This is a genomic window from Paenibacillus sp. MT86 (genome assembly GCF_058792535.1).
In genome coordinates this window covers 1,987,896-2,003,079 of sequence record NZ_CM179499.1, presented here as the reverse complement: position 1 = coordinate 2,003,079, position 15,184 = coordinate 1,987,896, and the positions used below count along the sequence as shown (strand labels likewise).

12 protein-coding genes are annotated in these 15,184 nt (G+C 48.3%); all 12 read right to left on the bottom strand.

Annotated features, from left to right (window positions below):
• Positions 1–3: 3 nt before the first annotated feature.
• The 12 genes from AC3RCL_RS08610 to AC3RCL_RS08555 all read right to left on the bottom strand — a co-directional run bounded on the left by AC3RCL_RS08610 (position 4) and on the right by AC3RCL_RS08555 (position 15,165).
• Positions 4–741 (bottom strand): DUF6063 family protein, encoded by a 738-nt coding sequence (locus tag AC3RCL_RS08610; protein WP_492535196.1) that lies wholly within the window; start codon positions 739–741, stop codon positions 4–6.
• On the bottom strand, positions 725–2,272 hold the full coding sequence (locus tag AC3RCL_RS08605; protein WP_492535195.1) for a replicative DNA helicase: 1,548 nt from the start codon (positions 2,270–2,272) through the stop codon (positions 725–727). The genes AC3RCL_RS08610 and AC3RCL_RS08605 overlap by 17 nt, the downstream gene beginning before the upstream one ends.
• The gene (locus tag AC3RCL_RS08600) at positions 2,173–3,294 is read right to left on the bottom strand and encodes a Wadjet anti-phage system protein JetD domain-containing protein (RefSeq protein WP_492535194.1); all 1,122 of its coding nucleotides are present in this window, start codon (positions 3,292–3,294) and stop codon (positions 2,173–2,175) included. The genes AC3RCL_RS08605 and AC3RCL_RS08600 overlap by 100 nt, the downstream gene beginning before the upstream one ends.
• 34 nt (positions 3,295–3,328) lie before the next feature.
• Complete coding sequence (locus AC3RCL_RS08595; protein ID WP_492535193.1) at positions 3,329–4,891, bottom strand: DUF2357 domain-containing protein; 1,563 nt, start codon at positions 4,889–4,891, stop codon at positions 3,329–3,331.
• Positions 4,866–7,127, bottom strand: coding sequence for an McrB family protein (locus AC3RCL_RS08590; RefSeq protein ID WP_492535192.1), 2,262 nt, complete (start codon positions 7,125–7,127; stop codon positions 4,866–4,868). Before AC3RCL_RS08590 ends, AC3RCL_RS08595 begins: the two co-directional genes overlap by 26 nt.
• Entirely contained in the window at positions 7,108–7,692 is a 585-nt protein-coding gene (locus AC3RCL_RS08585) for a hypothetical protein (RefSeq protein ID WP_492535191.1), read from the bottom strand. Before AC3RCL_RS08585 ends, AC3RCL_RS08590 begins: the two co-directional genes overlap by 20 nt.
• Positions 7,693–7,840: 148 nt before the next feature.
• Positions 7,841–8,227: a PD-(D/E)XK nuclease family protein gene (locus tag AC3RCL_RS08580; protein ID WP_492535190.1), complete on the bottom strand. Its 387-nt coding sequence runs from the start codon at positions 8,225–8,227 to the stop codon at positions 7,841–7,843.
• A 9-nt stretch (positions 8,228–8,236) separates the two neighbouring features.
• Positions 8,237–8,695 (bottom strand): hypothetical protein, encoded by a 459-nt coding sequence (locus tag AC3RCL_RS08575; protein WP_492535189.1) that lies wholly within the window; start codon positions 8,693–8,695, stop codon positions 8,237–8,239.
• Between the two features lie 55 nt (positions 8,696–8,750).
• Positions 8,751–8,981: an HD domain-containing protein gene (locus tag AC3RCL_RS08570; protein WP_492536304.1), complete on the bottom strand. Its 231-nt coding sequence runs from the start codon at positions 8,979–8,981 to the stop codon at positions 8,751–8,753.
• A gap of 262 nt (positions 8,982–9,243) precedes the next feature.
• Positions 9,244–11,217 (bottom strand): UvrD-helicase domain-containing protein, encoded by a 1,974-nt coding sequence (locus AC3RCL_RS08565; RefSeq protein WP_492535188.1) that lies wholly within the window; start codon positions 11,215–11,217, stop codon positions 9,244–9,246.
• Positions 11,210–14,173, bottom strand: coding sequence for a PD-(D/E)XK nuclease family protein (locus AC3RCL_RS08560; protein WP_492535187.1), 2,964 nt, complete (start codon positions 14,171–14,173; stop codon positions 11,210–11,212). The genes AC3RCL_RS08565 and AC3RCL_RS08560 overlap by 8 nt, the downstream gene beginning before the upstream one ends.
• A gap of 38 nt (positions 14,174–14,211) precedes the next feature.
• A complete protein-coding gene (locus AC3RCL_RS08555) occupies positions 14,212–15,165 on the bottom strand; it encodes a helix-turn-helix transcriptional regulator (protein ID WP_492535186.1) in 954 nt (317 codons plus the stop codon).
• Positions 15,166–15,184 lie beyond the last annotated feature (19 nt).

Sequence of the window (15,184 nt, the reverse complement as noted above, 5' to 3'; positions counted from 1 at the left end):
GACTTAAGCCTCCTCCTTCCGTTTCGGCTCGAGGCCATATAGAAATTCCAGGATGCCGCGATTATATTCCCGCTCCATGAAATAACGCTGCACGATCATTTTCGTTTTTTCCGTCAAATCCAACTCATCGGGTCCAACCTGCTTGACAAGCTCCTGATCGAGCATGAATCTCCGGACCGTATCAAGAAAGCTTACCCGGCTGATGGTAGCACCGCTCTGACGCTTGGCCGTCTCCTTCACATCATCCATTGCATCCCACTTCTCAATAATATCTGTCCAATGATAGGAGTACTCTTGACTAAGCGCCTTCAATTCTTCTGCGGAATGCTCCTTCAGACCGTTGATCCGCTGCTGAACCAAATTCATCCAGTCTTCCATCTGAAGAAAATTCCGCGTCGCTTCCGCAGTCTGATAACTATCGTAAAATGCACCGATTAACACAATAATGGCCACATACATCAAGTACAAATCTGCATTCACCGCATTGCCGCGCAGATACATCCGCTTCAGTGATTCGTTCGTAATATGAAAAGGAGACAGCCTGACCAACGGAATCAGTATCAAGCGGTCACCCGCTCCCATCACGACACAGTCCACTTCAGAGGCAAATTGATCCAAAAGCCCGCGGACATGGTCATCCGCCTCCACCTGCAGCAGACTTTCCTTATCGGCAACCCCGCTTCTGGCCAACTGCGCATAGATGCGGAAAGCCTTCATGACCTCATCACCGGAGTAATTCATCCTGATCCCCTCCCAACCGTATGATAAGCTCTTGAATGGAATAACGCTCATTAACCCTAAGAATGCCCTCCGACTCCTGAACGATCAGCGTTCTCCCCTGGAGTGGAGACCGGATTGCTTCATAGAGACTTTGGTCCGATTCCCCGGCTTCCTCTTTATCCATAATCGGACGAATTGGGCTGCGTTGATGCAAAATCATCCAGCAATCGTAGAAATCTCGTTCCGTCTTGAGTTCAGCAGCTTCATCCTGATCCAAATACGCTATCAATTCACTCAACCGGACTTCATCACGATTGAGCTTCTCATAACAACGAAGAAGAGCTTCCACCACTTGGACAAAACGCTCCTTACGCTTCCGCATGTAAGAAGAATCCCCCTCTTCCTCATCCAGAGCAAGAAGACTTTCCTCCATAACAGACCCATCATCATGGCCCGAAAGCTGTTGTTTGGCAAATACCGTAAGAGGCGACCATGTCCTGACCTGTTCCAGCTGCAGGAGCGGGGCTACAACTCCCTTCATCGCCTCAATGGGCAAAGGAGCGCCGAATAGGAATGATGCAATATCCTGCTCAAAGTTAAACGCATTCATCCCCGTGTAATAGAGCGACTCCTTGGCTGCCCGAAGAGCGCTGCTCTCCAGTTCGATACTTTGCTGCAACAGCCGTGTATGCTCGTTGTGGACTTTTTCTAATTCGATACTGATACGTACGATGAGCTCATAAGGCCGCCTGCTTTTCATAAGCTCCCGCTCGGCGTAAATCCGATCCTTCGTTTCCTTCACAAAATCTCTGAGCTCGTTAAATTCTTCGTTTTCCCGTTTTAGCCTGAGGTAAATATCCTCTAACAGAGAACGGTACCGAGCAAATGTTTCTTCAGAGACAATGCTTCGCTTAATTTCATGCTCCAAGGCGACAATGCGCTCCTGCAGCGTTTCCACATCGATCATCATCTCATCAATTTGGCGTAATGCTCCCTGGAATTCCCCTTTTTCCAGCTGCTTGCGCAGCAACAGCTGATGGATCGACAGCTGAAACTCCAAGTAAAACTCCTTCGTTGCAAATACTAGCTCCAAACCATCCTCGTCCAGTGCGTAATACTGGGTGTTGGTTGCCGCATCATACGAATCGGTGCGCAGAATAGACGTATAGTGAATCCCTTCCTGCCCCGTTCCCACATGGAAAAAAGGAAACTCTCGCTTTCGTCCGGAGGAGGGACGAAACACTTGGATAATCCTTCGGCCGATATCTTCCAGCTCTTCCTGATCAAGATCATACTTGTCTTCCAGCACAGCGGCCAGAAAACCGACCAAATCCTTTACACTAGTCTTCCTGCTGCGCATCAGCTTTTTCTCAAAGAAAAACAGCAGCGTCAACAGCCCCAGCTCCATCATCGCTACTTGTTTCCCACTGCGGTCCGTTTTCCTTTGCCGGCTCAGCTCAAATAGCGGATCGAACAGTGCAAGCTTACCCATTCGCTCCTGGAAGCCGGACAGGATGTCATTCCATTCGATTGGCATCCCTTTTGACTCCATATGGCTTCCCTCCCAACTCGAATCAATTCCTCACTTTTCAACGTTTCTTGCGGGATATAGCATCCATCGCCCAGCATGGTGATGATCTGATTGGATTCCTCTTTGTTAAAGCACCTTGTAAAAGCCCGTAAAGCCTCTTCGTTTAATCGGTGATTGTGCTTCCCTCTAGCTGGAGGCTTTTCCAGGCATGCCTGGTAAAAGGGCAGCGCCAGCTCTACCCCAAATTTCACATGAAGGTCGTACCAGATCAGAATTCCTTCCAGATCGAGATCTCCAAAATAATAAAGTTTATGTTCCGCAGCTTGAACCGGGTACTGTAAAGGGAGCATCCCCAAATTCCCTACAATTTTGCGGCCATAGCCCAAAATCAATGTGGAGAAGGCCATCCCCGGAAGCTCCGGCACGAGTCCCTGGAATGTCGACTTGTTCTCCACGATGAGATGCAAGTGGTTCTTGCTGGCGAATCCGATGGAAGGATTGACCGCCAGCATCAAGGGATCGCTAACCGGTACAATCCGAAGCCGTTCCCAGATGCCCAGACGCTCCAGCAGGGCTTGTCCTCCGTGATCCGTGATCCACTTTTCATCTTGAACAAGCTCGTAGCTGCGCTCGGGAGCCGGCGCTTGCCGTTCCGGTAACGCTCCCCGCTTCAAGTATGCATCAATTTTCTCAATATAAGGAAGATCCGCGCTCCATATATCCGGGCTGAGACTATAATAAACATCCAGACTCATGTCTGGATGCAGCTTCGTACTCCATTGATGCAGCTCACGAGCATGCTCGCTTTGCAGCTGCCGCTTGTGTATGCGATAGTGATAGGCCAACGAAAGCAGCTTTCCGTTCCGGCCGTGTGACTTGACCGCTCCAAGACTTCCCTCATGTTCAAGTTCCAATACGATCTCGGCGAATGTTTCGTAGTCAATCTGCTCGCCTTGAAACGCTCGCTCCAGGTCTGAGAGGCCAATCGTTACTTTGGGAAATGTGGATAAGAAATCAATCAATCGTTGTTTATACTTCTTCATCTGCCAGCCACCGTTCCACACATGTCAAATTTCTTCAAGCATAGCCTTTATCATTCGTTGTTTCAACATCGTCTCCTTTAAGCTGCTCCTGCCGTTTGTATGGCCATAGCACCCTACCCGGATTTATTTCAGCTAATTTGTTCTCCAGCTCTTGATCAGTCCCGCCCGGCTTTAAGCAATAAGCTCCCATCCGATACCGCTTCCGATATGCATATCCGAATAGGTGCGAATTTTCCTCCCCAGGTGCCGGTGTGATGATATATACCTCTTCCACAACCCTACTGCCGTCCGCTTTACTCACGATCCCATCCCGATATTTATGCATCTCGCCGAGTGCCATCGGTAGGTTATAGTCAAGCCGGTATTTGGGGTCAAAAATATATAGCTTCCCCTCTGACTCGAGCACAATATCCGGCTTCATCCCATGCGTGTACGTGACAAAATCCTGGGTTGCGCTTGTAAACCACCGCTGGTACGCAAGTGTCGCTCCGCCCACAAGTTTAACTCGACTCTCTTTCTTCTCAGACAAATTCAATACCAGACCGTCCTGCTCCAGGGAAAACAGCTCGGAAGGATCCAGCAATGCTTCCTTTTCCCGGAGAATCTTAACCATCCGCATGAAAACCCAAATTTCATAAAGATGATACGTATCCTTCAGCGGAATCGAGTTTTTGAAGCCGATCGAATACTCCCTAAACTGATAAAGCTGATGAAACCAAGAAAACCAATTGCGATAGATCGGATGCTTGCGAAAAGCTTGGGAAACCACAATCGGACCGACATGCGGCTGTATTTGATGCAAAAAGGAAGACCGAAGCCAATAGTGGATACGGTCAAGATAATGCTCTGCTTTCAATCGTATGGCATCAACAGCTGCGGTTTGATATTCACGCAGAAGACGCTGTAATTCATGCAACTGTCGAAGCAGGACTTGATTCTCATATACGTTAAAGGTATCTTCCCGTACACCGGACCAAATGAGCTCCGGAACAGGAATCTCCGGACTCATGCCATAGCCTGAATGACGTTCCGACCAAGCGAGCAGAGCCGGCGTTACATGCTTCACATTTTCTCTGCGAATCCATTGATCCGTTGTTCTTAGCCTGCGAAGTGGTTCCGCTTGAATTTCTTTGAACGTTCGCTGCAAACGATAAAATGTCCGATCGATATAATCCCACTGGGCCATGGATATTTCCCGCACAAAACCGCTGTTATCAAACTTCGATTGTACACCACAATGCTGAAAACAAGCCGCGGCTTCTGTAAGAATATCCGAAATCATCTGCCCAAAATCGTCTTCGGTTAACTTCCGCTTATCCGAATACAAAAAGGTTTCTACGGTTACACGCTTTACCTGCTCGATGGTGAATTCCAGCATGCCAGACTGGAAAGGCGCCGCCCACTCGCCTTCCCAGCCGTAATCCGTAGAGACCATGGGCAATGGCATACCATTCAATAGGAATCGGAATGGAGCATGGCATGTCGTTCTCCATCGATACGTTTTGGCTTCTTCGAAACGCATTTTCCCGATGGGAGTCCATATCCCCGTATCCGGGCATAAAAACTCAAGACTATCTCCAGAACTGGGCTGCACCATATCGATCCAGTTCTCCCTTCATACGCAGCAGGTGATGAAGCGACTCCGAACCGTCACCGAACACTGCGCTAGTCCAATCTATTAAATCGCTTAGCAGGGAATCAATCCGTTCATCCCCGCGTATCTTAGGCAGCACCTTCTCAGCGATCACCCGATCTACTGCATCCTTCTGTTCCATCCGGATATCCGGATCAAGCTCCACATTGGCGTAAAGTTTACGGAGCATCTCATTCATCGTTCTATACCCGAAATGAAGGTCATAGCGTCTTAATTTACGATGGAGCTCCTGCAGCAGCTCCCATTCCTCCTGCAAGGCAGTCTTATACTTGGACTCTGCCTGAACCCAGAACTGATCCAGATCGACATCCGACAAGGTCATGACGAAGGCTCTATCCAACACTTTATCCGAGATGCTGTGTGTCGTCTCATCCACGTTGATCGTGCCTATCACATAGAGGTTGTGAGGGATTTGCAGCTCCTGCGGAACATCTGTAATATGGCTTTCCGTATGCAGACGAATCGGCTGTCTCGATTCAATGGCACTTAAGTAGTCACTCAAATAATATTCGACGCGGGCCAGATTCATCTCGTCCAGCACAATGAACATCGGTTTTCCTTCCTGGATGGCTTGAAGCACGGAGTTCAGGAATGGCGTCCTAACATATCTTTTTTCCAGAGCGCTGTAATAACCGAATAAAGACGTAGAATCGGTCCAATCCGGCCGAACCGGAATGACTTTCAAATACGGATTCATCGCGTCGTACGTTTTGCCGTATACCGCGTTTGCATAGAGTAAGCAAAGTCTTGTTTTCCCCGTACCGGATATCCCGTTCAGGATAACAAAATGTTTGTCTTCCAGGCTCGTCAGGTTCAAATGGAAATCCCGAATAATGGCGTCCGGGTAGGTGAAGGGACTCTCGCGTACATTGGACAAGATGGCGCTCAGGTTAAAATCGTGCTGAAATACCTCTTCATTCGGATCATCATTACTATTTTCAAGTCCAAAGTCTGGTTCAGGTAGAGATTCAATATTATCTTTCGGAAAATTAACTCTTCCACTACAATCTGCCAATAATGCTCCTGCGATAAACAATCGCTTCTTCACGTCAGCAATTGGCTCGACGAAATTTATGGAGTCATTGTCCCACGTTCCAACATAAAACGAAGATCCACTGACTTGAAACCCATGCTGAGTTAACACTTCCATTGCTTTTGACTGAAGTGCTTTGTTCATATCAGCTGAGTTCACTTTGCCGCGGGAATAAAAGCTTTTTGAAATCGACCACTCTACTTTTCCAGAACCATGTAAAGCTCGAAGATTCGAATAAATTTGACCTCGACCATCAATTTTTACGCCAATAACTTCGTTTGGTTCTCTTAAAAAGCTATACAAAGCAATTTTGGCTAGCAACTGTCCTTTATCAAATATACTGTACATTTGACGACGGTCATTTGCCTTAACTTCCTGTAACTCATCAAACTTAACCGTATAGTTTTTGCCATAAAGCGTAATCGAGAAATCATCCTGATGCTTATTAAATAACTCCAATATTTGCAGTGATAACGCATGACTGGATGCTTCCTTGCGTACAAAAACACGGATTGGCTCTAGTTTGATCCAAGTATTCCAAACTAAATCAACAAGTTCTTCTCTACCAGGAATTTGATCAAAATCTATAAATGCACCAAAGTATAACCATGGTTTTCTCTTCTCGTCGACACACTTGTGAAGGTAGGGAAGCAATTCAAATTTTGAAAGAAAAGGGGTGTCTTTATCGCTGACTTGAATCAGTACGTCGTCTGATATAGACTCTATGACCTCCGTTAATTCTTTGGTATTTCCCTGCGTCCTGATGGCCTCCCAGAATGGATAAAAGTTACTGGAGAGAACAATTTTCATCCTCTTTTCTATCCCGTTTATTTCCAGAGACAATACCCCATATTCAGTTTGAAAATATTTTTTGTCCATGAATTCAACAAATGCTTTTTTGCCAATATCAGAATTCTGTTTGCTTGCCGCATATTTCGGATTCCGGGCATCATGCATCGTTGTACGAAGCGTAGCTTCGTATGTGTGCACATGGTAATCGAGCAATTCCGGGGCGGCATTCGCATATTTGTTTTTGAACTCGTCCATAAGTTGACGAAGCACGGGTTGGACTTCATCCAGCACACGTTGACAACGCAGCGATGTTTCGGGAATATTCAAGGCTTCTTCAATTTGGGTAATGTTCATGGTTGCCTCCAGGTCTTTCTGCTTTTTTATTGCGAGCAGTTATTTCCAGTAAGTCCGGATGATTAATCTTGATCTCATGAAGCTCATTTAATTTTTCAAGGAAGAACTTTTGAATTTCGTTGATGTGATCCTCATGATGAAGAAAATCGACTAAACTACGATCGCAAGAAATCCCTTGCCATTCTGCGTCAGTGTTTAGATCGAAAGTTTCCCAGCCCGAATGTGAAGCAATAAAGTTTTGCATGGCTGCCACAACTTTAGGAACGTCTGAGCAGCGTCGTGGACAGAATTCGTAAACAACGGAAACAATGGGGTAATCGTCATCTGTTAAATAAAAACCTACAGCCACCTCTGTGGCTCGCCCCTCCTGCTCGCTAGCTTTAACGTACCGTCTCATATACTTCAACTGGGTATGACGGTTATTTTGCTGAAGCGCCTTTCCGAAATATTTTGCCATTATTCCGTCTACTACCCCATCCATGCACTCGTCCATCATGCGTTGTAGCCGATTCATGTTTTGAATAGCATATACGTCAACTGGTGTGAACTGCCGATTATCTTCCAATCCGATCTCCCCCATATAATCCAAAACTTTGGACGCATAGCTATTCTTCGAATCCAACTGCTTAATCCACTTGAAAATGTGAAACCACCGCAACTGCCTGAAAACTATGTTTTTGTGATTCGCTAATACGAGCGATGCATCCTTTTCATCAGAATATTGGGTTAAATTTTGTTCCTTGACTAGTGAGTACGCTGAGGTGATCCGCGTATCTAGAGAGCTGATCCGTTCCTTCCTGAGAGCCTAGCTTGCTTTCGATGAACAATACATATGGTTTCTGTCCTTCATAAAATCGTATCACCATATCCGGGCGGCAATCCATCTGATGATGAGGTAAAGCCGGAAACGTCACCTGAGTTTGAATGGATGAATGCTTCACTTCCTGCACCGGTATTTCTAATACATTCTCGAGAAAATCACTCATCATCTCCTGATCACAGAGAAGTTCGGCGAACACTTCAGTTAAGAAGTCCTCGTGAGGATGACTATTACTGTTATTCAACACCCGAAATAGTCGGGAAAATACGCTCTTCATCATACGCTCCTTCTATAAAATTCCACGATCCATGTTTCTCTTGAAATGCAGATACACTTCGGACGGATACATATTGAGCAACTGCTTTAGAGCAGTACTGAAACCAATCAGAATCATGGGACCCTCGCTGTTCGATTGGAATTCGATACCACGCATCTGCAGATATGCTGCCATTGTAGAAAAATCCTCACTGTTGATCAGTTCAACAGAGTAAGCTTTCGTATGGATTGTGTCCATCAGATCCGATGCACCAAGACGCTTGAATTGGAGTTCACGATCCTTGATCGACTCCTGGTCCCCGTAGGCCGTTTCGAACGCGAGATCTATGAATTCACGATTCCTTCTCAGCTTCTTCCATTCTGCGTTTAACAATGTCGGACCAAATACTTCTTCGACTGCGTCTTGAAGGTCGTCTAACAATGCAAAACGAGAAGCGTAACCTAGGCTATCGATTATCCCTCTATAATACACTCCTGACTCTCCCGTCCGCGTTTAAACCTTTTCCAAGCCTCCTCCCCGTGTACCTTCAAATCCCTCTGGTTGAACGTATATTATGCAGCTTATCTGCGCAAGACACCTGCCGAATCGGTAATGAAGCATGTTTAAGTTCATCGAGCGTATGCTGCTTTCTCTCTTCCCAAGACGCCCCCTTGTCCGGTTCCGAGCAGCCTTTGACAATTTCAAACACAACCGGCCCGAACCTCTCAAGCAAGTCTCCTTCCGTCGTATCGGTATCTTCAAGTGTGTCGTGTAAAATCCCAGCAGCGACGACCTCCTATGCACACCCTGCCTTCTGCAAAATCATTCCTACAGCATAAGGATGACTGATATACGGGATTTCGGTGCCTTTACGCTTCTGACCCTTGTGGGCCAAAGCGGCATACTCGATCGCTTGGTCGACAAGGGATGGCAACTGTGCTCCATTTTCCTTTACATGATCTCTGATAGCATCGATTAACTTTTTTATGAATGCTTTGTCCTTAGGGGCCAGATCCCATTCTCCGGAATGACGCCACATTCTATGCAACGCAAACAAACAGCCCGTAACTCTGAAAGATTGAGTAACCATCGAATGTGAGAGCAAATTCTGCCCATCTTTGCCATACTTCCTTGGTCCGAGTTGAAGGGATATTCCATAATCTTAAGTTTGCATTACGATACGCCATCAGCTCCTTGTCGCTAACACCGAATAGTGGTCCGCGCAATACACTCAGCATCGCTACTTGATCGAACGGATCGGCCAGGTAGAGGACCAATTGTCCCAGCGTATGAAGTTCGGGATATAGAGCGGAGCTTCCGACGGTTTCCGCGGCAACGCCCCTTTTCTCCAGCTCTTCCGCGTATAGATGCAAATAATGTCTCGTTCTTGTCAATATAAGAAAATCGCTGGGCTGCGCCTCTCTGAGCACCCAAGATGAACCGTTGCGCTCCTGAACCTGCAAATTTCCGTCGCGGCAAGCCCACGCGATGTATGCGGCAATACGCTGTGCGTCAACCGCCGCTACTTCCTCCTTGCCTCCGGAAATTTTCGGGTAAGTGAGTGCATAAACCCCGTGATCCGCGCGCTTATTCCCCTTGGGATTCGGTATATTCGTTTCCATCCCGACATACGCCGCTTGAACATCGGTCTCCCGAACGGGAAGCTTGCCGACAAATTGCCCGTTCACAAAAGCGCCGATCGCATCGACGGACCGGAAATTGCTGGTCAAGTGAAGCACATCTCCACATGCTTGAATCCGCGATTTCACCTCGTTATAGATGGAAATATCCGCGCGACGGAAACGATAGATGGACTGTTTCGGGTCGCCCACGACGAACAAGGAGCCAGGCTTTGGCGTAAGCTTCCGCCAATTCCGTTCATTCGGATCATCGCCGGCTCCCGTTAAGAGAAACATCATTTCCGCTTGGACCGGGTCGGTGTCCTGAAATTCGTCGACCATAAGCCGTTGGTAGCGCCCGGCGAAAAACGCGCGAACCTCCGGGTAATCACGCAGAAGACGGCAGGCATACATCAGCAGATCCTGAAAGTTCAGCTTCCCTGCCTGCAATCGCCGTTCTCTGCAATACTCCAATGCAGGCAAGACAAATTGAATGACCTTCGGATACAGATATTCCCGCCACGATTGAAGAAAGGGGAACAGGACCGTAATCTGCCAATCGTGAAATCGTTCGGATATGGCTTTGGCTTGCTTCTTATCCGTCCATTTGTACTGCTTCACATCCAGCTTGAAGTCAAACATCTTCGCAAGTGTTAGCATCAGCATATCGTCCTGCTCATCCGACAACCGCAACATACGATTAGCAGCACGCAGTTTTGCCTGAAGATCATCCCACCCTTTTTCCGGTTCAACTGTCGGTAGAAACCTGTTGGCTTCTTCGATCATAGGAAGCAGGGAGAGCCGGATGAGGTTGAAATCAGGACGATGAACCGGTTCGCAAGGGATTTGGAGATCCGTAAAAAGGGATACCCGATCATAGACATTCTTCAGGATGCTGACGTCGATTCCCACCTCGGCAAAGGAGGCAAGTGCTTCACTATCTTCCTCCTGCAGCTGAATCAGATATTCATCCCAGCATTGATCGTGGAACGCGCGATTCATTTCATCATCCATTTCTTCGAAAGAAGGGTCCAATCCGGCCTCAATCGGTCGCTCGCGAAGCATGGAGGAACAGAACGCATGGATCGTTCCAATGAAGATTTGGTCCAGATTGGCCAAAGCTTCTTCCATTCGTTCTCTAGTTTCGCCTTCAACATCAGCCGTTTTCTGCTCCAAAGCAATGCGGAAACGCTCCTTCATCTCATCCGCCGCTTTATTCGTAAAGGTGATCGCCGCAATATGCTCCATCTTCGCCGTTCCGGACTCGATGAGTGCCAGCAATCTGCCGACCAAGCTGGTTGTCTTTCCCGAGCCTGCACCGGCTTCTACCAGAAAGGTCGTGTTCAGCTCCTCCAATATCCTCTTTCTAGCTTGTTGATCGGATGGTTCATTCAATGTTCTCCACCTCCAGCAGCGTGTGCAACAGCTCCGAATTTGCTTCATCCTTTCGCTTATGGGCCATCATCTCTGCGTGCTCTCCGCATACAGCCGCATAGTCGCAATATCGGCAGACCGCAGGATTTGAAGCGGGAATAAACAATCCCTGTTCCATCGACGAAAGGATTCCTCGGATCACCGCGGTGACTCGATTCCGTTCAGTTTGCGAACGTGCAATCACTTGCCCGTGCCCCCGTTCGCTTGGAAAGACGTAAGACGCTTCAAGCACTTTTGCATCAGAATCCACACCCGTTTGCCGAATCCAAAGCTCCGTCCCCATTGCGTAAAGCGCATGTTGCAGCTGCGTGCCGCCTGCGAACATGCCATTTTCCTTGTAAGGCCGAGGACTGCCGGTCTTATAGTCGATAATTCGATATTGATGCGGCGCAACTTGATCGATCCGGTCGACGATTCCGCGCAGCGTAATCGCCATGTCCTCGCCAAGCTCAAGGTGCAACGGCTGGCCGTCCACGATGAGCTCTTGTTCGAAAAACCGGGGAGCCGTCTTAGCCTGCAATTCCATGCGATAGAACACGTCCACATCCCGGAGCATCGCTTGCCGTTCCCTCTCAAACACATGAGGGCTCGGTGCCGGAATCCGCTCGGCATACAAGAGAATCGTCTCCTCCGTAATACGAAGCAAACGGGCATAATCGTGTGTAATAGGCATGACTTTACTTGCGTTGACTTCCGTCATATAACGACGATAAACCTCGTGCAGCAGCGAGCCTCTTTCATTCGGCTTCAGCCAGGAGGTACGGTCAAAAGTCACCTGATCTTTCACGCGAATCCTGAGCACATATTGGAAAAAGTACCGCATCGGACATTCCGCGTACTTCTCCAATTGACTTGCGCTAAGCGTCCGTTCGTCCCGGTCTTTCCAATAATCAGTCCATTCATCCCCCGCTATATATCCGTCATGCTCCGTCACTTGCGAGCTGCCGCGTGCCTCGAGTGCAAGTCTGCCTTGACGAAGCGACGGATAGACCGATTCGATGAAGGATTGCCGGTCCCTCATAAGGTTTACATTCGCATGGATTTGTCGGAAGACATAATGAGAGCCGTCCAATGGCAGTCCATTTAGCTCAGTAGAGGATGGCTGTTCTACATCCAAATACCCGACAGGTTCGCCTAAGCTTCGGTGCAGCATCTCATAGTCCGCATTCGTTTCTCCGGATACTTTTCGGAATACCTGTAGAAGTTGAAAAGCCGGGCTTGCTGTCGCTCCTTCTGCCAAGTCATACGACGAGAAGCTAAATGTGATATTGCCGCTTATCATCCCAAACCGACCATCACGAAGGCGTTGCCGATCTCTTTGTCTCTGCACGGCTGTTTGAAGCCCGGCACCGATCCGTCTGCACTCTTCATCGAGAAGCATGGGATTTTGCCTGATATTCCCGGACCACGACTGTTCATCCATCCCGAGAAGAAACGTATGTTTTCTCCCGCTGATCCCCCCGTTCGACAAACTCGATATGTACAGGAATCCGGGCTTGGGTAACCGTTGCACCCCGACTCGAAGTTCCTGCAGCATGTCTCGGGCATACAAGAACATTTGCTGAAACGGCATCGAGTCCGGAACAGGACATTCCTGCAGTTCTTTAGCGATACCTTTCATTTCTTGCAGGACGATCGCATCCTCTTCCGTTCCGCATACACCAAATCGATCCAAGATATTAACGAGCCATCCCCAGATTCCCTTAGGAGAGGAGAGCGCCGCTTCGTCAGGAAACAATTCTCCTAGGAGGTTTGTCAGATGCTTCTTGATCTCGTCATCCCGCTGTTGTTGTTCCGTCCGCTCCCGTTCTTCGGGTTTTTCATCTGAATCCCCTTGGGACCGAACATGCCCTGCCACCAGCAACTTGATATACCGTTCTTTCCCCCAGCCGATTCCACTTTTCTCCAGAGCTCGAATACAATCCGCATTCGTTATTCCTTGCTCACGTTCGGATAACGTAATCAATTGCTGCTGCAGCATCGATACGAGCGGCCGCACCTGATAACCGGACTCCAGCCAGTTCAGCAGGAAATGGGCGGCTCTTCCCATTCCGGATGTAATCGCAGGCAGCCCGTCTGCGAAGGAACAAGCAAGACCCAGAGAAGCACACATGGTCGAAATGGCCAGCGTATATTCTTCATCCGGGACGATCATCTCCACTTCATCCAATGGCATCCGGCCCTGAATAATTCGTCTCAATGCTTCGCGAACCTCCGCCATCCTTCCGGTCGCATGATAGAACTGAACCTCTCCGAACAGCAATGTGGATTGGACGTCAGTGAAGGAAGAATCCGCTACAATCCTTGTCATCCGTTCGTTTGACAACCGCTCCATCATCCGGGCGGAAACCGGTGGAAGCGGCATAGGGTCTGGCAGAAAAAGCTCCATGTTTTCCGGCAATTGGGTTGATATATACGACAAAAGGCCGGGGAAATCGGTCCAGCGCCGCTGATTCAGAAAGCGCTCATACGCTGACAGCACCTTTTTGACATAGATGCCTTTTTGCTGGCTCATAAAGTGGTCGTCTCGAAGCTCCCCCGCTCTCACTCCGGCACGGCGAAGATCCATAATGGCTTGGTGAACATGCATCACAATACCAGGCTTTACTTGATCCATGGAGATGTAGGAACCCGGCTCGGAAGCCATTTGTTCCATGACATGATGGATAATCCAAAAGGACCGCTGTTCCCCGATGAAAGTCAGCCCTTGTTGATACAGGGAGAACTCAACCTCGCTTCTAACAAAGGATTGAACCGTATGGACCTCCGTGTTCATTACCGGTCCTAATTCCCGACATATTCGTATCAACCAAGACTGTCCTTCCATGTAGGAAGGAGCGATCACAATCTTGCGGCGAAAAGGCTCTTTACGGATTGCATCATATAAACGTTCTAGAAATGTGCCTTCTACTTTCACAAGGGACACCTTCCTTTCGGTTAAACGCACATTTGCACTTACTGCCCATACAACTGTCCCCAACGCTGCAGCTGTTCCTTAAACTTTTCCCGCACAGATGCAGGTTCTAGGATCTCCGCCGAAGGTCCGTACTGAACCACCCAGTTCATAAATTCGCGCTCGTGGTTGACGGTTACTTCGAATAATAAGCTGCCGTCTGGCAGATCGGTCATCTTCGGTCTCACGAACAATTCTTCTTCCTTTACATAGCGGGCGACATCCGGATGGAATTTAATCTTGAAGGTGATTAAAGAATCCCCGCGTTCAATAGACCAGGTGTGCTTCATGTACTGCGCGATGCTGAAATCGCCCTTGTCAAAATGATTTCCTGTCAGCTCTACATGCCGGAAACGGCTCATGCGAAATGTACGAATCTCCCGCTTGGCACGACAATAACCGATCAAATAAAACCGCTGATCCCTTGGAACCAGGTAGTACGGATCAATTTCGCGCTCCGTCAATTCATTCCGGCTCTGGGTATGGTAAACAGCCCTGATCGTCTTGCAGGCGATAATCGCTTCCATGATGGGCAGCAAAAAGTTGGCATTGTTCTCCCGATAAGCCGGGGTGCCCATTTGGATCATGTCCGCGACATTTTCCAATGTATCGTACCGCTTCCTAGTTTCTTTCACATGAGTAGCCATCACCTTGTCGTAGGCGGATTCAAAGCCTGGAGGCAGTTTGCTGGTGTCCAACACGGAAGGCAGGACAGAAACTACCAACGCTTCCTGCTCCGTGAAATTCAGCGGATAGATGGCGAAATTACCGACAAAACGGTACCCTTTCCCATACCCCTCGTTCGTGATCGGTGCGATTAAATCCAATATCCTCAAGTCTCTGTAAATCGTTCGATCCGTTGTCTCGCATTTATCTGCCAGCTCTTTGGCTGAAATCCCCGGATTAGTCTGAATGGCAAGAAGCATTTTAAAGAGTCGTATTACTTTATCCGTCATGCAATATCTCCCATCTTGG

What these genes read in the sequence shown, in the direction of transcription:
- AC3RCL_RS08610 (WP_492535196.1), bottom strand. Translation starts at nt 741, where the DNA reads ATGAATTACTCCGGTGATGAGGTCATGAAGGCTTTCCGCATCTATGCG.
- AC3RCL_RS08605 (WP_492535195.1), bottom strand. Translation starts at nt 2,272, where the DNA reads ATGGAGTCAAAAGGGATGCCAATCGAATGGAATGACATCCTGTCCGGC.
- AC3RCL_RS08600 (WP_492535194.1), bottom strand. Translation starts at nt 3,294, where the DNA reads ATGAAGAAGTATAAACAACGATTGATTGATTTCTTATCCACATTTCCC.
- AC3RCL_RS08595 (WP_492535193.1), bottom strand. Translation starts at nt 4,891, where the DNA reads ATGGTGCAGCCCAGTTCTGGAGATAGTCTTGAGTTTTTATGCCCGGAT.
- AC3RCL_RS08590 (WP_492535192.1), bottom strand. Translation starts at nt 7,127, where the DNA reads ATGAACATTACCCAAATTGAAGAAGCCTTGAATATTCCCGAAACATCG.
- AC3RCL_RS08580 (WP_492535190.1), bottom strand. Translation starts at nt 8,227, where the DNA reads ATGATGAAGAGCGTATTTTCCCGACTATTTCGGGTGTTGAATAACAGT.
- AC3RCL_RS08555 (WP_492535186.1), bottom strand. Translation starts at nt 15,165, where the DNA reads ATGACGGATAAAGTAATACGACTCTTTAAAATGCTTCTTGCCATTCAG.